The organism is Tritonibacter litoralis, from assembly GCF_009496005.1.
Lineage (GTDB): Bacteria > Pseudomonadota > Alphaproteobacteria > Rhodobacterales > Rhodobacteraceae > Epibacterium > Epibacterium litoralis.
On the sequence record NZ_WIBF01000001.1, the window covers coordinates 508,523 to 528,094 of the forward strand.

Genomic DNA, 19,572 nt, shown 5'->3' on the forward strand with positions numbered 1-19,572 from the left:
TGCCAATCAGGCAAGAGTAAGGCCCCACGCGGGGGCCTTGCACATGCGTTCTCGCAAAAATCAGTTTTATCCCAGAACCGCCAAAGCCGGGAATGTTTCCAGCAACCACCAGCTGAAGGTGGCAAACAGGCCAGTCACCAGCATAAAGCCAACAAACAGCAGCAAGCCGCCCATGACCTTTTCAATCAGCCCCATGTGGCGCTTCAATTTGTTCATCAAAACCATGGATCGATTGAGGAAAATCGCGGCCAGCAGAAACGGCACGCCAAGACCCAAGGCATAGACGCCCAACAACACGGTTCCCCGCGAGACCGAAGCCTCAGACGCGGCAAGGGACAGGATCGCGCCCAGCTGCGGGCCGATGCACGGCGTCCAACCAAAGGCAAAGGCAAGACCCAGAACATATGCGCCCAAGGCCGATCCACCGGACTGCCCCGCATCCATCCGCGCTTCGCGGTCCAGCAGCGGGATCCGGAAGACCGAGAGGAAGTGCAGACCAAAGATGATCACAACCACGCCCGAGATCTGCGCAAACAGCTGTTGGTTCTGCAGCACAAAGGCCCCAAAGGCGGACGCTGTAAAGCCCAGCAGAATGAAAACGGTCGACAGACCCAAAACAAAGAAGAGCGCCGCAAGGATCGCCTTGCGTCGCGCAGACGTGGTGTCTTGCATCTCATTGATCGAGACACCGCTCATATAGGCCAAGTAGGGCGGCACAATCGGCAGCACACAGGGCGACAAAAAGCTGATGAGGCCGCCAAACAGCGCCACCAGCATGGCAGGAACAAGGCCTGCGTCGATGATATCAATCCCAAACATGCGCTACACTTAACCTCGCAATTTCCAAAGGTCACCCGCACAGGACGTCACATCCTTGTGGACAGTTTGAAACATCCTGATTAACTGCATCCTATGACTGACGAAACCATAGTTCTGGACGCAATTGGACTGTTGTGTCCCCTGCCCGTGTTAAAAGCCCGCAAACGGCTAAAGTCCATGGATCCGGGGGCTGTTCTGACCCTGTTGGTGGATGATCCGGCAGCAATTGTGGACGTTCCGCATTTCTGCAGCGAGGCCGGGCATGAGTATCTGGGCGTGGAAGACGCCGAGAACCACCAAATCCACCGGCTGAAAAAAGCGGGCGGATAGTCCCCACTAAAAAGAAAAAGGCGAGCCACAGGGGCTCGCCTTTTTTGTTACTTGGACCACCAGCCGCGTTTCTTCGGCTTGGGCGGCGCGGCGGGTTCCGCAGGTTCCACCGGCTCACCGACCGCTTCCAGCACCGGCGCTTCATCAGCGGCAGGCTCAGCCTCGGTCACAGGCTCCGTTTCGACGGCTTCCGGCTCCTCTGCCACGGCTGGCTCGGGCTGCGCCTCGGTAGCTTCCGCAACGTCCGGCTCCGCAGCCTCAACTGGGTCCGCGGCGTTTTCTTCAACTGCGGCGGAGACCTCTTCAGGCTCTGCTGCGGCCTCTGGTGCGTCTGCAGCAACCTCGGACGTTTCTTCAACCGCCACTGCTTCGGTTTGCGACGCAGCAGGTTGTGCCGCTTCGCTCGGGGCATCTTGCGCCACAGGATCGTCGCCATCTGTCGCCTGCGCTTCAGCTTCAGCTGTCTCAACAGTGGCCTCAGCAACCGTTTCTGTCTCAGCGTTTTCAGAAGCGGCTTCACCTTCCGAAGCCTCTGCGGCAACTGCTTCGCCTTCGGTTTCTGTCGCGTTCTCTTCCGTTACGTCTTTCTTACGACGACGAGAGCGGCTGCGACGGCTGCGCGAAGACTTCTTCTCTTCCTTTGGCGTATCCTCAGCGGCCTCATCTTCTGACGCGCTGTTTGCCTCGTCTTCAGATTGCTCTTCGTTGTCATCATCATCTGCGTCGGATGAATTGCTATCGCCATCACCCTGTTCCGAGCTGGAGGACTTCCGGCGACGACGACGGCGACGGCGGCGCTTGGGTTTGGTCTCCTCCCCTTCCTCCGCAGTCTCGCTTACCTCGGCCTCGGTCACGTCGCTGTCTTCTTCGGCGTCGACCTCGTCCATGATCTTGGTGTCGACCGAGACAACCGGCGCGTCCACTGCAGGAACAAACCGGGTCGCGGTTTTCAACTTCTCGATCGAGAAATCCGGGCTCACCAGATGAGGGTCACCTTCGATACGCACCGACAGACCATAGCGCGCTTCGATCTGCGCGATATGTTCGCGTTTGTTGTTCATCAGGAAGTTGGCAATATCCACCGGACATTTCACCAGAACTTCACGGGAACGGCCACGGGTGCCTTCTTCTTCGATCTGGCGAAGGATCGACAGGGCCAGACTGTCGTCGGAACGGATCAAACCGGTTCCATGACAATGCGGACAAGGCTGCGTTGTCGCCTCGATCATACCGGGACGCAGGCGCTGACGGGACATTTCCATCAGACCAAAGCCCGAGATCCGGCCCACCTGGATGCGTGCGCGGTCGGTCTTTAGCTTGTCCTTCATCCGTTTTTCAACGGCAGAGTTGTTCTTGCGCTCGTCCATATCGATGAAATCGATGACGATCAGACCGGCAAGGTCGCGCAGACGCAGCTGGCGTGCCACTTCTTCGGCAGCTTCCAGGTTGGTCTTGAGCGCGGTTTCCTCGATCGAGGATTCCTTGGTCGCACGGCCAGAGTTCACGTCGATCGCCACCAGCGCCTCGGTCACGCCGATCACGATGTAGCCACCGGATTTTAGCTGAACCACCGGGTTAAACATACCGCCCAGATAGCTTTCGACCTGATAACGGGCGAAGAGCGGCAGGGTTTCCTGATAGTTCTTCACGTTCTTGGCGTGGGACGGCATGATCATCTTCATGAAGTCCTTGGCGATGCGATAGCCACGCTCACCTTCCACCAGAACTTCGTCGATCTCGCGGTTATAAAGATCGCGGATCGAGCGTTTGATCAGATCGCCTTCTTCATAGATCTTCGCGGGCGCAATCGATTTCAGCGTCAGCTCGCGGATCTGCTCCCACATGCGCTGCAGGTATTCATAATCGCGCTTCACCTCCGCCTTGGTCCGTTTGGCCCCGGCGGTGCGAATGATCAGACCCGCCCCCGAGGGCACGTCCATCTCGGCGGCGATCTCTTTCAGCTTTTTACGGTCGGCAGCATTTGTAATCTTGCGCGAGATGCCACCACCCCGTGCGGTATTTGGCATCAAAACGCAGTACCGGCCTGCCAATGACAGATAGGTCGTCAGCGCCGCACCTTTGTTGCCGCGCTCTTCTTTTACAACTTGAACCAAAAGGACCTGGCGGACCTTGATCACTTCCTGAATTTTATAGCGACGCGGGCGCGGTTTACGCGGCGGACGGATGTCTTCACTGTCATCTTCATCCGCAACGGACTCGATGCTGTCATCCTTGGCCGAAGCTTGCTGTTCCGACTTTGCGTCGTCGTCAGATTGCTCTTCAGCTTCGGGCGCGTCTTCTTCGCCCTCAACGGTTTCTGATGCCTCTGTCGCATCCTCGGATGCAGCCTCAGTCGGCTGAGCGGCGGGCTCTTCAGCCGCAACTGTCTCTTCGCTTTCAGTGTCAGCCGCAGGTGCATCCGGTTCTGCATCAGCAACTGGTGCAACCGCTTCCTCTGCTTCTGCTTTTTCTTCGGCTTCCGCAGGGGCCTCTACTTCTGCAGGGGCCTCAACAGTGTCCGCATCGATTGCGTCTACTGCCTCGACGTCTGCGAGCGCCTCATCTTCGGTTGGCTCTTCCACAGGGGTCTCAGCCACAGTCTCCATCGGAGAGCTGCCTTCGGGCACCTCAGCCATCGACTCAACCGGGGCATCTGTGTCCTCGGACAGATCGATGGTTTCCATACCAGAGATCTCGGTCGCGGGCTTTTCCAGCTCTTCCGTGACGTCTTTGGTTTCGACCACATCAGGGGACGTGGTTTTCTGTGCCTTTGATTTGCTGCTACGACGACGGCGCGACTTGGAGGGTTTGCTTTCCTCTTCCTCGTCCTGCTGACGCTGCGCCTCGGCATAGGCGCGTTCTTCTTCCATCAGCGCTTCACGGTCGGCGACCGGGATCTGATAGTAGTCCGGATGGATTTCCGAGAACGCAAGGAACCCGTGGCGGTTTCCGCCATAGTCCACAAAGGCCGCCTGAAGCGACGGTTCAACCCGAGTTACTTTTGCAAGGTAAATGTTGCCAGCAAGCTGGCGTTTGTTTTCAGATTCAAAGTCGAATTCCTCAACCTTGTTTCCGTCCACCACCACGACGCGGGTTTCTTCCGCGTGGGTGGCATCGATAAGCATCTTCTTAGCCATAGGTCCTTGATGCGCCGCCCGCGCGCAACGCGGTCCCGTCTCTGATCAACGGGGTGCAAATGGTCGGGGGGGCGTCTGGTCTGGGCGATCGTCTGCGGCGCAGTATAAAGCGCAGCCTGGGCCGTTTCGGTCCCCAGCGGTACTGCCTCTATGCTCTTCGCTCGCGCGCGCGTCATCGCGTTTCTTCTCCGACAGGTGCTCCAAACATCTGGGCCCTGCCATTCATTGCCTGGGCCAACATGTTGGCTCCAGGTGCTTTACCGCTTCGCACATTGCGAAGCTTATCACTCTGCTTTTGCTTTCTCGGCTGTGGCCGGACAAAAGCCAAAAGCAGCGAATCTCATCTCAGGGGGAGCTCTCAGTAAGCTCAGCCCCATTTTTCCAACATAAGACCTGTGGATAGGTAATGACAATGGACATTCGTCACAGGACCCTGCGAAACCCACGCATTCCATATAAATTTAAAGAAAACACTAATTTGTTGATGTTTATCTGGCCTAATCTTGCGCCGCGCTGCCGGATCGCGAACCAAGACCACCGAAATCGACCACCAGATGGGTGAGCGATTGCGCCCAATTGCGAAGGCTAAACCGACAGAGACGCGCGCAGGCGCGCCATTTCGTCTTCGGCCAGGGACACCGCATGGTGGAGGGTTTCTGCAAACATCTGCCCCACCTCGGCAAACGGGCGGTCACTTGGGCGCAGATCCGGAACCTGAACCGCCAGGCAGCCCGCCTTGGCCGCAGCTGTGACACCGGGGTCGCTGTCTTCAAAGGCCGCGCAGTGTTTTGGATCAAACCCAAAGCGCGCAGCCGCCTCGCGATACGGCGCAGGGTCAGGTTTGTTGGCTGAGACTTCGTCCCCCCCAAGCACAAACTGAAAGTGATCCAGCAAACCCGCCTGTTCGAGATGGCTGCGCGCACTATCCCCTTTGGTCGAGGTTACCACCGCCATTTCCGCACCTTTTTCGCGCAGCCGAGCCAGTGTGTCCCGAACGGTTGGGCGCACGGGCATCCCTTGGGCCAGCTTAGCCTCGATCAGCTCAACCACCCGCGTTTCAAAGGCCGAAACGCTGATATCAGGTTCAAGGACAGCGGCCATGCGTCGCCCGCTTTCAGCCCCCGAATGACCCACCAGGCTCAAATAGAGCGTATGGGCCTGCCCCTCTTTGAGGCCAAACGCGGTGCCGCATTCCTCAAATGCATTGAGATAGACCCGCTCGGTATCGAGCAACAGCCCATCCATATCAAATAGAAATGCAGCAGGCATGCGCTGCTCCCGGCAAATTAAAAGGCTCCAATAGCTTGTGCTTAACCCAGATAGTCCGCCCGCTGAAGACCATATTTGGCCATTTTCTCGTTCAGGGTCCGGCGCGGCAAGCACAGCTCTTCCATCACGCTTGAGATCGAGCCCTTGTGACGGCGCATGGTGTTGTCAATCAGCATCCGTTCAAAAGCTTCAACATATTCCTTAAGCGGCTTGCCTTCGGTGGTCATCACTGGCTGCATCTCTTCGTGATCGGACATCAACAAGGACGCAATGGTGCCTGAGCCCCGGCGCGACTGCAAAACGGCGCGTTCCGCGATATTGATCAGCTGACGCACATTTCCAGGCCAAGGCGCCTGCAAAAGCTGCGCTGCCTCCTGCGCGGTGACCTGCGGTGTGTCGCAGCCATATTCCTCGGCAAACTGTTCGCTCAGACGGGTGAACAGTGTCAGGATATCTTCTCCACGCTGACGCAAAGGCGGAACCGTGATCCGCAGTGCGGCCAGACGATAAAACAGATCCGGGCGCAGGATATCCTCGCAGGTCTTGCCGGCTTCCTGAAGGTTGGAAATGCCGACAATCCGCGTCTCCCCCGGAATGCCCTGTTCGTTGATCACATTCAACAGCTTGGCCTGCAAGGCCTCGCTCAGCGCATCGATGTCTTCCAGAACCAACGTACCACCGCGCGCTTCTTCCATCGCGGGCAACATGCTGTCTTCGGGCAGCATCGGGCCAAACAGCCGTTTGGCCAACGCGTCCTCTTCAAAGGCGGCGCAAGAGATCAGAACGAACTTCTTCCCGGCGCGGCTCCCAACCGCATGCAGCGCATGGGCAACCAAGGTCTTGCCGGTGCCGGTCTCCCCGTCAATCAGCACATGACCATCAGCCTGCCCAAGATCCAGAATGTCTTCACGCAGCCGTTCCATCACCGGGCTGGAGCCGATCAACTTTTTCATAATCTGGCCGCCATCAGACAGTTCGCGCCGCAGTGCGCGGTTGTCCAGCGTCAGGCGGCGGGCGTTGCTGGCTTTTTTGGCCAGTTCCGACATGCGATCCGGGTTAAAGGGTTTTTCCAGGAAATCAAACGCACCAACGCGCATCGCCTCAACCGCCATTGGCACATCACCGTGGCCAGTGATCATAATCACCGGCAGCGCGCTGTCATTGCCCATCAGTTTCTTCAGAAACTGCATACCGTCCATGCCGGGCATCTTGATGTCGCTGATGACAATACCCGGATAGTCGGGGCCCAATTCCTTGAGCGCATCTTCAGCGCTGGCAAAGGTCTCGGTGTCATAGCCAGACAGGGCCAGCCATTGGCTGATTGACTGGCGCATGTCCTTTTCATCATCGACAATCGCAATCTTCATGGCCTGTGCCATTTCGCGCCTTCCTTTCTGTTGCCGCTATTCTGCGGCTTCGATCCCATCCAAGAGGATCGGCAATTGCATCTCGAACACGGCGCCACCGGTTTCCCCGTTGCGCGCCGTAAGCCTCCCCCCTAGGTCGTTCACGATCCCAGAGGAGATGGCAAGCCCCAGTCCCACGCCCTCACCCGCCTGTTTGGTGGTGTAAAAGGGCTCAAACAGGTTGTCATAGTCGGTAATCCCGGTGCCATTGTCGCGCACCGCAAGGGTTGCGGTTTCCCCGGCCGCTAGGATGATTTCGACCTCGGGATCTTCAACCGATTTGGTCGCATCAATGGCATTGCGCAACAGGTTCACCATGACCTGTTCAATGCGCATCTGATCCCCCATCACCAGCACCGGGTTTTCAGGCAAGATCCGGCTGATTTTCACATGACGCTCCCGCAGCTGCGGTTCCATCATCGACAAGGATGACGCAAGCGCATCGCCCAAGTTTACAGGGCTAAACGTGTCACCCCCCTTGCGCGCATAGGACTTGAGCTGACGGGTAATGGCCCCCATCCGCCCGATCAGATCATCAATCCGCCCAAAGGATGCCAAGGCTTCATCAGGGCGGTTGCGATTGAGTAAAAGCCGCGCCCCTGCCAGATAGGTTTTCATCGCCGCCAAGGGCTGGTTCAATTCGTGGCTGACCGCCGCCGACATCTCACCCAAGGCCGCCAGTTTTGAGCTTTGAGCAAGGCTTTGTTCCGCCACTTCAAGGCTTTGCTGCATGCGTTCGCGTTCGGCAATTTCCCGCTGCAAGCGGCTGTTCAATACGCGAAGCTCTGCCGACTCTCGCTGGAACAAAGCCATCCGCAGCGCTGTCTTTCGACTGAGCGCATAGAAGGCCAAGGCCAGCAACAGCGCGAATCCCATGATTTCCAACGCCAGAACCGCATTCACCTTCTCCCGGATCGAGGCATAGGTGGTGAAACTGGTCATCCGCCAGCCGCGAAACGGGATCCGACTTTCCAGCCGCATCACCGCCTCCCCCTGCAGATACGCATCGGGTGGCAGCACGGTCCAATCGGTGGTGGCCCGGATCGCCCGTTGGATCGCCCCTTCGGGCGTCTGCAGTTTCAACGCATCCCCCTCGGAAAGACCACGCCACCGGGATTCGGTGGCCAACACAATGGTGCCGGTGCTGTCACTCACCATGACCGCATCCGAAATCCCGGCCCAGGCGCGCTCGAATTTCTGCAGATCGACCTCGACAACAATCGCCCCCAGAACCCCCGAGGCATCCACCACCCGCCGTGAATAGGTAAAGCGATAGCCCGCGACCTCACGCGGAATGACCGAGAACACGGTCGACTTCGAACGCACCGCATCGATGAAATAAGGTGCCGTGCGGTGGGTTTCCCCCAATCGGTTCCGGTCCGTGGCCGCCACAGTGCGCCCGTCCTGATCCAGCAAAAAAATCGACGCCGCGCCGATTTCTTCCACAAAAGAAATCAGACGCTGCGTTGACAGGGAGAAATCATTGGATTGCAACGCCGAGATCAAAGCCTGATCCCGCGCCAGCAGCTGCGGAACAATCGCGTGCCGACGTAACTCGCTGACAAGGTTGCCAGAATAAAGCGCCAGACGCAGTTCCGCCCGGTTGCGGGTGGTCTCTGTAAACCGGTGGGTCAGGCTGCGATTGGTGACCCAAATTGTTGCAGCCCCTGCCAGGACAAACAGGAACAACACCAGGCGCACCCGCCAGGAAATGGTTCGCAAGCGGGCCCGGGCCCGCTTGGGCGTTTTGCGTGAGGGCGTGTCAGACATATGCTGATTTTATGCGCCGCCCTCACACAGTACAAGTCAGGCTTCTGCGACCATCCCGGCCAGTGCGCGGAACATCGCCGCGCCATCGGTGCCGCCGTGGCCTTCATCCGCCGCCCGTTCCGGGTGCGGCATCATTCCCAGCACGCGACGGTTCTCAGACAGGATGCCCGCGATATCGTCACGCGACCCGTTTGGGTTGTCACCATAGGTAAAGGCGATCCTGTCTTGGTCCTTCAGCGCGGCCAATGTCGCATCATCCGCAAAGTAATTGCCATCATGATGCGCAATCGGCACCCCAATGACATCACCCGCCGCATAGCCTTGGGTAAAGACGCTGTCAGCGGTTGCAACCTTCAGATCCACCGTTTTGCAGATGTACTTCAGACCGGCATTGCGCAGCAACGCCCCCGGCAGGATGCCGGTTTCCGTCAGCACCTGAAACCCGTTGCAGACACCCAGTGCATAGCCGCCACGTGCGGTATGCTCTGCCAAGGCCTTGCAGATCGGCGATTGCGCCGCAATGGCACCGCAGCGCAGATAATCGCCATAGGAGAAGCCACCAGGAACCCCCACGATATCAACACCTTCGGGCAGCGCGCTGTCCTTGTGCCAGACCATGGAAACATCGAACCCGGCCTGCTCGAACGCAACCGCCAGATCGCGGTCGCAGTTGGAGCCCGGGAATACAAGAACCGCCGCCTTCATCACTGAATCTCGATGCTGTAGGATTCAATCACGGTATTCGCGAGAAGTTTTTCGCACATCTCGGTCACATCCGCCTCGGTTGCGCCGTCTGCCAGATCCAGATCGATCACCTTGCCCTGACGCACGCCTTCGACCTTATCAAACCCCAAGGCTCCCAGCGCGTGACGAACGGCTTCGCCCTGCGGATCCAGAACCCCGTTTTTCAGCATCACATGCACCCGTGCTTTCATCGCGTTTTCCTTTGGCTATCCAGCGCGCCGGTCGGCTCGGCGACCGGGCTTTCATCTTTTCAAAAATACTTAGAACCCCGCCAGTCCGTACGGGCGGCAAGGTTATGGCTCAGTTCACCAGCGTTGGCTTACCCGAGGCTGGCGGATTATTCGGCATCACGCCCAGACGCCGTGCAACCTCGCTGTAGGCATCGGTCAGGCTGCCCAGATCGCGGCGGAATACATCTTTGTCGAGCTTCTGCCCTGTTTTGATGTCCCACAGACGGCAGCTGTCAGGGCTAATCTCATCGGCAATGACCAGGCGCTGGAAATCACCTTCATAGACGCGGCCGATCTCGATCTTGAAATCCACCAGACGAATCCCGACAGCCAGAAAGATGCCAGACATGAAGTCATTCACCCGCAGGGCCAGGCTCAGAATATCGTCCATATCCTGCTGGCTGGCCCAGCCAAAAGCTGCGATATGCTCTTCAGTAACCAGCGGGTCGCCCAGCGCATCGTCCTTATAGCAATATTCCACAATCGGGCGCGGCAGCTGTGTGCCTTCGTCGATGCCCAGACGTTTGGACATGGACCCGGCCGCATAATTGCGCACGATCACTTCCAGCGGCACAATCTCGCAGCTGCGCACCAGCTGTTCGCGCATATTCAGACGCTTCAGGAAGTGGGTCGGCACACCGATCTGGCCCAGGCCGAGCATAAAGAATTCGCTCAGGATATTGTTCAATACCCCTTTGCCCTCGATGATGTCGTGCTTTTCGGCATTAAACGCGGTGGCGTCATCCTTGAAGTACTGGACGATCGTACCTGGCTCAGGGCCTTCGTACAAAGTCTTTGCCTTACCTTCATAGATCTTTTTGCGACGCGCCATGGAGAGCCTTTCGGGGTTGAACTAACGGGAATCTTTGCCCGGTTGGGGCTCTCATAGTGCAACCCCTCGCCTATCGCAAGATTTCCAGAGACACCACAGGCAGCTTCTCGGCCGTACTCTCGGCTCTTTCTGTCGAAACCCGAATAGTAGAAACGCCGACATTTTAAAATAGATTAACAAGTCAGAGAGCCTCGTAAAGCTTTTGCGCGTCCCAAATTGGTCTGTCGCCAAGACAACAGGGGCTGCGGGAGGTGATCATAAAATTACGAATTTTGGAAAACTGGAGGAGATACATGACAACCTTTGACGACCGCGAAGCCGCGTTTGAAAACAAGTTCGCCCATGATGAAACAATGAAATTCGCCGCAACCGCCCGCGCCTGCAAACGGGTTGCCCTGTGGGTGGCGCGCTGTTTGGGGATGGGACGTGAAGACGCTGAAAACTATGCACAAAACCTGATGATGGACGACATTCATGAGGCCGGACATTCCGATTTCATGGCCCGCCTGCGGCAGGATCTGCGCGGCCGCATACCGGATGCGGATCTGCACCGCAAAATGGATGAGGAGCTGGCAACGGCTATGGATGAAATCCAGTCAGATCCATCGCTGAACCCGGCCTGAGGCTGAAACAGACTTATTTCCAAAGGCAGATATAAACCAACTGTTAACCGCCATCACGATCAACAATGTCTTTACTTACCTTTCTGCCTTATAAACCTTTTCAGACATTCGGTTGATCCGGCAGAAGTCTGACCCTGGTCTGGTGCTGCGCGACAAAGTCCACACACAAAACGACCCTCAGGGCATGTCCCGATTGTTGCTATGGGAAAAGCACAGGTGACCAAATGACATTGTTTGTAGACCGTAAGAAAGCCTTCGAAGCCAAATTCGTCCACGATGCAAATTTGGACTTCAAAACCGAAGCCCGCCGCAACAAGCTGTTGGGCGCTTGGGTTTCAGAACAACTTGAACTGACCGGCACGGCGCATGAGGAATTGGTGTCCTCTTATGCGGTATCCGGCGTTTTACCCCGTGACACGCATTGCATCCTTGCCAAAGCCGCGGCGGATCTGAAGGACCATGCCTCTGTTGATGTGATCGAAGCCAAACTTGGTGAGCTGACAGCCGTTGCGCGGCAACAGATCCAAGCCACGTTGGACTGACGCAATAAACCGCCCCTGCCTTGATCGGGCACGCCTGATAAATCCAACGCAAACCAAAATCCCGTCATCCCGCAAGGGTGGCGGGATTTGCGTTAATTAAGCAAAATCCGTGGTTTATTTCCATTATCGGTTAACCGATCTGCAAGTCAAAGCTGCCTACCCTAGACGATGAATATGTGGGTGACATAGGGGGCATTATGCTCAATTTCAAACCAGCGGTTCGCGCAGCTGCTTCCAAAGTGCTGCGTGTGACTTTGCCAATTGCCTCGGCCGTTTTGTGTCTATGGCTGCTCACCCGCAGCATCCAGCTCCCCAGTATTGGTGAACTGACCAGCTTGATGTCGCAAATCCCGATCCTCAACTGGTTGGGTGCTGCTTTTGCAACGCTTGTCAGTTTCTGGTCGCTGGGCCGATATGACAGCGTCGCTCATCGTCATTTGGACACAGGGCTCGACGGGCCGCGCGCGCGCCTTGCGGGCATGGCGGCAATTGGCTTCTCGCAAACCGCAGGATTTGGCATTTTCACCGGAACCTTTGCCCGCTGGCGTCTGCTACCGGGACTGTCCCCAGTCCAGGCCGCGCAGCTGACGGCGCTCACGGGGCTAACCTTTATGGCTGCGCTGGCCGTGATCTGTGCGGTGGCTTTGGTGGCCTGGTCACCGTTCCCCTATGCGATCCCTGTTGGTCTTTTCCTGATGCTGGGCTGTGGCTTGGCCTGCGCGGCCACATTTGTGTTTCCCACCCTCAAAATTGGCCAGCATGTGTTTCGCTGGCCTTCTTTTACGGCGATGTCCGCACTGACCTTTTGGGCCATTGTGGACGTCACTGCCGCAGGCGCTGCGCTGTGGCTATTGTTGCCACCAGACAGCGGCATCGCGCTGACAACCTTGCTCCCCGCTTACTTTATGGCTTTGGGGCTGGCGATCATCTCCTCCTCACCCGGGGGAACCGGCCCGTTGGAGTTGACGCTTGTCTCGCTTCTGTCGGGATACGAAGCCGCCAGTGTTTTGGCTGGCCTCTTTGCCTTTCGCATTGTGTATTACCTGGTGCCCGTTGCCATATCCTCTATCTTTTTGACCCGCCCCGCGCTCCTTGGGGGGACGTCACCGAAACCGGATATGTTGGACGAAATCGGCGCGCGCAAAGAGGCAGCCCACCGGATCCCATTTGGTCGCCCTCGGTCCGAAACCGCCGTAATCCGTCAGAACGGCGGTCATGTTCAAAGCTTTGGCCTGAACCAACTGGCACTTTTGGATACCCCCCAGATCTCGGTTGCCTTTTTTGACCCGATCTCAGGCTACGCCCAAGAGACATTTGCCCCGCTGCGCCACTATGCCCGATCCCGCAACGCCGCTGCGTGTTTTTACAAATGCTCTCCCCGCGTTGCCCTTGCCGCGCGCAAATCTGGCTGGCGGGTGTTGCGTATCGCTGCGGATGCGATCATTGATCCCATCTCCTTCTCCGAAAGCGGATCTGACAAGCGCCAATTGCGGCGCAAACTCCGTCACGCAGAAAAGTCCGGCATCCAGGTACGCCCCGCCGCCGGAACGTTGCCGATTGCACAACTGGCGCAGGTTGACCGGAACTGGCACGCAGCCCATGGCATTGCTCATGGCACCACAATGGGACAGTTCGAAGCCGGATATATCCAAGGGCAACGGGTGTTTTTAGCCTGGAAAAACAACACAATTATCGGTTTTGCCAGCTTTCATGTGGCGGACCAAGAATGGTGTTTGGATCTGATCCGGATGGGCCCGGACGCCCCCGACGGCACCGGTCACGCCATGATCCGCGCCGCGATCGAGGCCGCGAAATCCGAAGATGTCCCGCGCCTATCCCTGGCGGCCGTGCCGGATCACCGTTTTGCCCATCGCGTCGAACGGGGTCTGCGGCGGTTCAAAGCGTGTTTTGCGCCCACCTGGCAGCCGCTTTACATTGCGGCGCCCAACTGGGGGCACCTTACGCTCAGCCTGGCTGAGCTGATCCGGCTGGTCCATCGCCCGCTTCCGGTTCAACCCGCCGCAGAATGGCAGCCCGCCGACCTGGCACCTGAACACGACAGCGACGCAGCCGCCACCATTGGAAAAACTGGTGGGGACATTCATAATAAAGATGAAGAAAATGAAATTGTGTTTATGCGCCGCGCGTGACACTCGAAACAATGCCCTGCGCACCGGTTCGAAAGAACTCTTGTACCGCATGCAATGGGACGTCACGACGCGCAGATGGGAATGAGTGCTATGAGCGACAAATTCGCGAAGGCCCTGGAAACGAAAGACGTTTTGCTGGCCGACGGGGCCACAGGGACCAATCTTTTTAACATGGGCCTCGAATCCGGCGATGCGCCAGAACTGTGGAACACGGACGAGCCGAACAAGATCCGCGCGCTGTATCAGGGCTCTGTTGACGCGGGCAGCGATCTGTTTCTGACCAATACATTTGGCGGAACCGCATCTCGCCTAAAACTGCATGACGCACAACACCGGGTTGGCGAACTGAACCGCGTGGGTGCTGAATTGGGCCGCGAAGTCGCAGACAAATCAGATCGTGAGATTTTGGTTGCGGGTTCTGTTGGCCCCACTGGCGAAATCCTGGAACCTGTGGGTGAACTGACCCATTCCCTGGCCGTGGAAATGTTCCACGAACAGGCGGATGCGCTCAAAGAAGGCGGCGTGGACATGCTCTGGGTGGAAACCATTTCCGCTCCGGAAGAGTTCCGCGCAGCAGCCGAAGCCTTTGCCATGGTCGATATGCCCTGGTGCGGCACCATGAGCTTTGACACCGCAGGTCGGACAATGATGGGTGTGACCTCTTCGGATCTGGCCAAGCTGGTGGAAGAGTTTGATGTCCCGCCGATGGCCTTTGGCGCCAACTGCGGCACCGGCGCCTCTGACATCCTGCGCACGATTTTGGGGTTTGTCGCCCAAGGAACGGAACGCCCGATTATCTCCAAAGGCAACGCGGGTATCCCCAAATACGTGGATGGCAAAATCCACTATGACGGCACGCCGGAACTGATGGCGGATTACGCCGTGCTGGCGCGCAACGCTGGGGTCAAAATCATCGGCGGCTGCTGCGGTACAATGCCGATCCACCTGGAAAAAATGCGCGAAGCACTGGACACCCGCCCCAAGGGGGATCGCCCGACGCTGGAAGAGATTGTGGACATCATCGGCCCCTTCTCCTCAGCCAACGACGGCACCGAAGAAGGGGCCGGAGGGGCCGAACGCCGCACCCGCCGGGGACGCCGCCGCGCCTGATCCCAAAAATCGCATCATGACTTTCAAAGGGCCCCGCCGGGCCCTTTTTTGCACGCCATTTTGGCTCTCTCACATCTGTTAATCGAAGAGCCCAACCAAAGCTTAGGCGAGCCTAAAACTTGGGGGAACAGTGCCAGAGAGAACGGCAGCGCTTTGGGATAGCTCACCGCAAGGAGGAAGGCATTTTCAAATGGGGTCCCAGCTTTCAAATCAATTGAGTTCAATTTGTTTAAGGACAAACCATCCAGCCCGGAGCATATGGAAAGGCCTCAGCAAAAATCCCATTGATAAAAAATCTTCCGAAGGGGACCCATTTTAGCCGCTGTGCGACGACAAACACATCCATTGTCAACAAGTCGAGCCCAATACCTCTGCACCCGCCTCCGTAGTAAATTTCGGGCCTTTGACTCATCCCACAGGCATCGCACTGGCCGGTCCTCAGCCCAGTCAAAACAACGCCAGCTGATCCCCTGCTTGCGGTGGGCGGGCAAACAGGTCGGTCCGCAAGGGGGGCGTTTTTTCTGCCAGGCGCAACCGTTTGCACGCTGCTTTGAAGCGCATCGCCATCATCTCAGCAAAATGGCCCTCGCCGCGCATACGGTGTCCCCAGCGCGGATCATAGTCGCGACCACCGTGCATTTCGCGTAGACGCGCCATCACTTTGGCGGCGCGGTGCGGGTAATGTTCTTGCAACCATTCCTGCCACAATGGCGAGACTTCGCGCGGCAAGCGCAACATGATCCAGGTGGCTGCATCCGCGCCGGCCGCCTGCCCGGCCGCCAGCAGCGCCTCGACCTCATGATCGCTGAGCCCCGGAACAAGGGGTGCAGCCATCACCCGTACGGGAATGCCTGCATCGCTCAACCGTTTGATCGTCGCCAGCCGCCGCGCGGGCGTTGGAACCCGCGGCTCCATCCGCCGCGCCAAATCCGGATCCAACGTCGTGAGTGAAATCCCAACCCGCACCAACCCTTTGGCAGCCATAGGGGACAGGATATCCAGATCACGTTCGATCAGCGTTCCTTTGGTGACAATCGCCACCGGGTGATTGAACGCCCGCAAGACCTCCAAACAGCGCCGCATGATCTGCCACTCCCCCTCGATCGGCTGATATGGGTCTGTGTTGGTGCCGATGGCCAGAGTGGCAACTTTATATCGGGGGCGGCTCAGCTCATCCCGTAATACTGCATCGGCGTTTGGTCGGGCAATCAGCTGGGTTTCGAAATCAAGACCGGGAGAAAACCCCAAATACGCATGGCTGGGCCGGGCAAAACAATAGATACAACCATGTTCACAGCCCCGATACGGGTTCAACGACCGGTCAAACGGAAGATCGGGTGACTTGTTATAGGTGATCGCCGTGCGCGCCAGCTCTTGGCGAACCTGCGTCACCACAGCATCCGCGCGTGCCTCAACCTGCCTCCCGTCATCCACCGCAAAACGGTCTAGATCAAAACGACCCGCCGTATTGCTCAGCGCGCCGCGCGCCCGCAATCGGCGCTGTTGCAAATCATTCAAAGTCTCCATTACTGAAGACTGCCACGCCCAAAAGAACAAATAAAGAACAAACGCGAGAAACTGAAGATTTCCATGCAGATTTCTCATTTTCCATTTCTTATTTTTCCTCGTATAGGTCGGTTCGGATCACGTCGATGTCGGAATCCAGACAGCTTAGCTGCGACATAATGACGAAGACTGAATTATTGCATGTGCCACCGCGGCTCGCTCCGCCCAGCAAGGAATACGCCTATGTCGGAAGAAGAAGACGACATCATCCTCTCGGAACTTGACGATGAGGAACTGGTCCAACAGATGTTTGATGACCTTTATGACGGTCTCAAGGAAGAGATCGAAGAAAGTGTCAATATTCTTCTGGAACGCAACTGGCAGCCCTATGACATCCTGACCAAAGCACTGGTGGGTGGGATGACCATCGTGGGCGCAGATTTCCGGGACGGGATTCTGTTTGTGCCAGAGGTTCTGTTGGCCGCCAACGCGATGAAAGGTGGCATGGCCATTCTGAAGCCGCTGCTGGCCGAAACCGGCGCGCCGCGTATGGGGTCGATGGTAATCGGCACCGTCAAAGGCGACATCCATGATATCGGCAAGAACCTTGTGTCTATGATGATGGAAGGCGCAGGCTTTGAAGTGGTTGATCTGGGCATCAACAACGCGGTCGAAAGCTATCTGGAAGCGTTGGAAGAGCACAAGCCTGACATCCTGGGCATGTCCGCGCTTTTGACCACGACTATGCCGTATATGAAAGTTGTCATCGACACGATGGTCGAACAAGGGACACGTGACGATTACATCGTCCTGGTGGGCGGCGCGCCGTTGAACGAAGAGTTCGGCAAAGCCATTGGCGCAGATGCCTATTGTCGCGACGCAGCCGTGGCGGTGGAAACCGCCAAGGAATTTGTGGCGCGCAAGCACAACCAGATGAGCGCCTGATTTGGCCAGACGTGGCAGAGCCGCCCGCTTGACCGAGCGGGCGGCTTGGCGGCCGCCAACCGGGCGCTCTTTGGAAGAGAAATCCCTGTCAGAACATGGCCTTGCCGCGCCTGAGCGCAAAGTGGGTCGCGTGCTCCTGATTGCATGTGGTGCCCTGGCCCGCGAGATCCTTGCAATCAAAGAAGCCAACGGCATGGATCACCTGGATCTCACCTGCCTGCCAGCCAAACTGCACCTTTACCCCGATCAAATCACCAAAAGCGTCGAGGCCGCGGTTTTGAAACACCGTGCGGTTTATGACGAGATTTTCATTGGTTATGCAGATTGCGGCACTGGCGGCCAGCTTGAGCGTAAATGCGCAGAGCTTGGGGTTGAAATGGTCAAGGGACCGCATTGTTATTCGTTTTTCGAGGGCAATGATGCATTTGCCAATCGCAGCGATGCTGGAGAGATAACCGCGTTTTATCTAACTGATTTTCTGGTGAAACAGTTCGACGCCTTTATCTGGCGGCCCATGGGTCTGGATAAAAACCCGGAATTGCGGGACATGATTTTTGGCAATTACACCACGTTGGTCTATCAGTCACAGGTGGAAGACCCTGGCCTGTTGGCCAAAGCCAAGGAATGCGCCAACCGGATGGGCCTGAGGTTTGAACACCGTCACACAGGTTATGGCGACCTTGAAACCCAGTTGCGGGACTGGACCCAAGATTGAACCGCGAAACGTCGGTCTAGGCCTGTGCCGCCGCGACCTCGCGCACGCGTTCGATCATGGCGCGCAGACCGTTGGAGCGTTGGGCCGACAGGTGGTCATTCAGCCCCAGACGGCCAAGCTCGGCGCGCGCATCCACGGCCAGAACATCCGCAAGTGCCAGACCATTGTAAAGCTTGCGCAGAACGGCAATCAGTCCGCGCACGATCATCGCATCGCTGTCGCCGTCGAAATTCAACACACCATTTTCAATATTTGGATGCAGCCAGACCTGGCTGGCGCAGCCGTCCACCTTGGTCGCTGGAACTTTGAGCGCATCATCCAATGGATCCATCGCTTTGCCCAGATCGATGACATGGCGATACCGATCTTCCCAGTCTTCCAGGAATTCAAAATCTTCCACGATCTCTTCAAAGGCAGCGCTTGCCATGGATTTGTCCCTCGTTTTGGTCTCAAAGTGATGCGTCTTGGCCAGAACAGCACCTATGCCGACGGGCTGTGGTTTTCAACCGCTTTTCAACTGCGCCCCAATCGGGTAACCATTTGCCGAGACTATCAAATGGGCAGGCATCATGCAGAAATCCATCGCTGTTCTCTTGACCGGGGCGCTAATCCTTTCCAGCTGCGGCAGCTTTCGCGACAGCCGGGTCAACCCGCGCAATTGGTTCGGCCGCTCGGATGAGGTCCGGCGCGAAGTTGAGGCGGAAACAACAAACCCGCTGATCCCGATTGACGACAAAGTCAGCCTGACCCGCAAAGAAAAGGAAGACGACACACGCGTGCTGCTGGATTCAGTGACCGAACTGCGTGTGGATCCAACCCCAACCGGTGCAATTATCCATGCAACCGGGCTTCCGACCCGCCAGGGTGCGTTTGACGTTATCCTGCGCCCGAACGAGGATGCCGATGAGGGCGTGCTGGAGCTTGAGTTCCTGGTGAACTATCCTGAGTTTGCAACGGTACAAGGCAGTGAATTCAGCCGATCCGTGCGCGCGGCTTATAGCGTGTCAAATTTTGACCTGCGCGACATTCGTCTGATCCGCGTGGTAAGCACAAACAACGCACGCGAAACCCGCCGCCGGTAAACGGGCCAAATCGCGCGGCCCATTCGTTAGGACAGTCTTATGAAGTGGCGTGACCTGGCAGAGCAACAAATCCAGAAGGCCAAAAGTCAGGGCCAGCTGGACAATCTTGCAGGCGAAGGCCAGCCGCTGGAGCCACGCGCAGCAGAAGATATTGTGTCAGCGGGCATGGGGCTGATGGCACAGGCCGGAGTTGTGCCGCGCGAGATTGAGCTGAAGAAAGCGGTTGACGCGCAGCGTCTTGCCCTGAAGTCGGCACAGACGCCCGAGGCGCAAAAAGCAGAGATGCGCAAACTGGCGGATCTGGAACTGCGTCTCAATATTGAACAGGAAGCGCGGCGCAAGTTCTACCGCACCTCCTGAAA

19 protein-coding genes are annotated in these 19,572 nt (G+C 57.4%); 9 read left to right on the forward strand and 10 right to left on the reverse strand.

Going from position 1 to position 19,572, the window contains the following annotated elements:
• Positions 1-66: 66 nt before the first annotated feature.
• Entirely contained in the window at positions 67-819 is a 753-nt protein-coding gene (locus tag GFB49_RS02440; RefSeq protein WP_153214196.1) for a cytochrome c biogenesis CcdA family protein, read from the reverse strand.
• 93 nt (positions 820-912) lie between these two features.
• Here GFB49_RS02440 and GFB49_RS02445 point away from each other — a divergent pair, with 93 nt between their 5' ends.
• Entirely contained in the window at positions 913-1,149 is a 237-nt protein-coding gene (locus GFB49_RS02445) for a sulfurtransferase TusA family protein (RefSeq protein ID WP_153214197.1), read from the forward strand.
• 47 nt (positions 1,150-1,196) lie between these two features.
• Here GFB49_RS02445 and GFB49_RS02450 read toward each other — a convergent pair whose 3' ends face one another.
• From GFB49_RS02450 to purC, 7 genes are all read right to left on the reverse strand, one after another.
• On the reverse strand, positions 1,197-4,286 hold the full coding sequence (locus GFB49_RS02450) for an Rne/Rng family ribonuclease (protein ID WP_153214198.1): 3,090 nt from the start codon (positions 4,284-4,286) through the stop codon (positions 1,197-1,199).
• A 585-nt stretch (positions 4,287-4,871) separates the two neighbouring features.
• Entirely contained in the window at positions 4,872-5,555 is a 684-nt protein-coding gene (locus tag GFB49_RS02455) for an HAD family hydrolase (protein WP_153214199.1), read from the reverse strand.
• A gap of 41 nt (positions 5,556-5,596) precedes the next feature.
• The gene (locus GFB49_RS02460; RefSeq protein WP_153214200.1) at positions 5,597-6,934 is read right to left on the reverse strand and encodes a sigma-54-dependent transcriptional regulator; all 1,338 of its coding nucleotides are present in this window, start codon (positions 6,932-6,934) and stop codon (positions 5,597-5,599) included.
• Between the two features lie 24 nt (positions 6,935-6,958).
• Positions 6,959-8,731, reverse strand: a complete 1,773-nt coding sequence (locus tag GFB49_RS02465) for a sensor histidine kinase (protein ID WP_153214201.1) — start codon at positions 8,729-8,731, stop codon at positions 6,959-6,961.
• A 36-nt stretch (positions 8,732-8,767) separates the two neighbouring features.
• Complete coding sequence (gene purQ / locus GFB49_RS02470) at positions 8,768-9,436, reverse strand: phosphoribosylformylglycinamidine synthase subunit PurQ (protein ID WP_153214202.1); 669 nt, start codon at positions 9,434-9,436, stop codon at positions 8,768-8,770.
• On the reverse strand, positions 9,436-9,666 hold the full coding sequence (gene purS, locus GFB49_RS02475; RefSeq protein ID WP_153214203.1) for a phosphoribosylformylglycinamidine synthase subunit PurS: 231 nt from the start codon (positions 9,664-9,666) through the stop codon (positions 9,436-9,438). Before purS ends, purQ begins: the two co-directional genes overlap by 1 nt.
• Positions 9,667-9,775: 109 nt before the next feature.
• Entirely contained in the window at positions 9,776-10,537 is a 762-nt protein-coding gene (gene purC / locus GFB49_RS02480) for a phosphoribosylaminoimidazolesuccinocarboxamide synthase (RefSeq protein ID WP_153214204.1), read from the reverse strand.
• A 293-nt stretch (positions 10,538-10,830) separates the two neighbouring features.
• On the opposite strand from purC, the gene GFB49_RS02485 reads away from it, so the two are divergent.
• The 4 genes from GFB49_RS02485 (at position 10,831) to bmt (ending at position 14,962) form a co-directional block, all read left to right on the forward strand.
• Complete coding sequence (locus GFB49_RS02485; protein WP_153214205.1) at positions 10,831-11,160, forward strand: DUF1476 domain-containing protein; 330 nt, start codon at positions 10,831-10,833, stop codon at positions 11,158-11,160.
• A gap of 224 nt (positions 11,161-11,384) precedes the next feature.
• Positions 11,385-11,702: a DUF1476 domain-containing protein gene (locus tag GFB49_RS02490; RefSeq protein WP_153214206.1), complete on the forward strand. Its 318-nt coding sequence runs from the start codon at positions 11,385-11,387 to the stop codon at positions 11,700-11,702.
• Between the two features lie 197 nt (positions 11,703-11,899).
• Positions 11,900-13,852 carry a GNAT family N-acetyltransferase gene (locus GFB49_RS02495; RefSeq protein ID WP_153214207.1) on the forward strand — a complete coding sequence of 651 codons (1,953 nt, stop codon included), beginning with the start codon at positions 11,900-11,902 and terminating at the stop codon, positions 13,850-13,852.
• Between the two features lie 90 nt (positions 13,853-13,942).
• Positions 13,943-14,962, forward strand: coding sequence for a betaine--homocysteine S-methyltransferase (bmt, locus tag GFB49_RS02500; RefSeq protein WP_153214208.1), 1,020 nt, complete (start codon positions 13,943-13,945; stop codon positions 14,960-14,962).
• A gap of 447 nt (positions 14,963-15,409) precedes the next feature.
• Here the strand turns inward: bmt and GFB49_RS02505 are convergent, their stop codons facing one another.
• Entirely contained in the window at positions 15,410-16,489 is a 1,080-nt protein-coding gene (locus GFB49_RS02505) for a PA0069 family radical SAM protein (protein WP_246149574.1), read from the reverse strand.
• 222 nt (positions 16,490-16,711) lie between these two features.
• Here GFB49_RS02505 and GFB49_RS02510 point away from each other — a divergent pair, with 222 nt between their 5' ends.
• Both GFB49_RS02510 and GFB49_RS02515 read left to right on the forward strand, forming a co-directional pair.
• Entirely contained in the window at positions 16,712-17,413 is a 702-nt protein-coding gene (locus GFB49_RS02510) for a corrinoid protein (RefSeq protein WP_153214210.1), read from the forward strand.
• A 1-nt stretch (position 17,414) separates the two neighbouring features.
• A complete protein-coding gene (locus GFB49_RS02515) occupies positions 17,415-18,128 on the forward strand; it encodes a DUF1638 domain-containing protein (RefSeq protein WP_153214211.1) in 714 nt (237 codons plus the stop codon).
• 16 nt (positions 18,129-18,144) lie between these two features.
• Here the strand turns inward: GFB49_RS02515 and GFB49_RS02520 are convergent, their stop codons facing one another.
• Positions 18,145-18,555 (reverse strand): SufE family protein, encoded by a 411-nt coding sequence (locus GFB49_RS02520; protein WP_153214212.1) that lies wholly within the window; start codon positions 18,553-18,555, stop codon positions 18,145-18,147.
• A 142-nt stretch (positions 18,556-18,697) separates the two neighbouring features.
• Between GFB49_RS02520 and GFB49_RS02525 the strand changes: the two genes are divergently transcribed.
• Together GFB49_RS02525 and GFB49_RS02530 are read left to right on the forward strand one after the other, a co-directional pair.
• On the forward strand, positions 18,698-19,210 hold the full coding sequence (locus tag GFB49_RS02525; RefSeq protein WP_153214213.1) for a hypothetical protein: 513 nt from the start codon (positions 18,698-18,700) through the stop codon (positions 19,208-19,210).
• A 39-nt stretch (positions 19,211-19,249) separates the two neighbouring features.
• Positions 19,250-19,570, forward strand: a complete 321-nt coding sequence (locus GFB49_RS02530; RefSeq protein WP_153214214.1) for a DnaJ family domain-containing protein — start codon at positions 19,250-19,252, stop codon at positions 19,568-19,570.
• Positions 19,571-19,572: the final 2 nt, after the last annotated feature.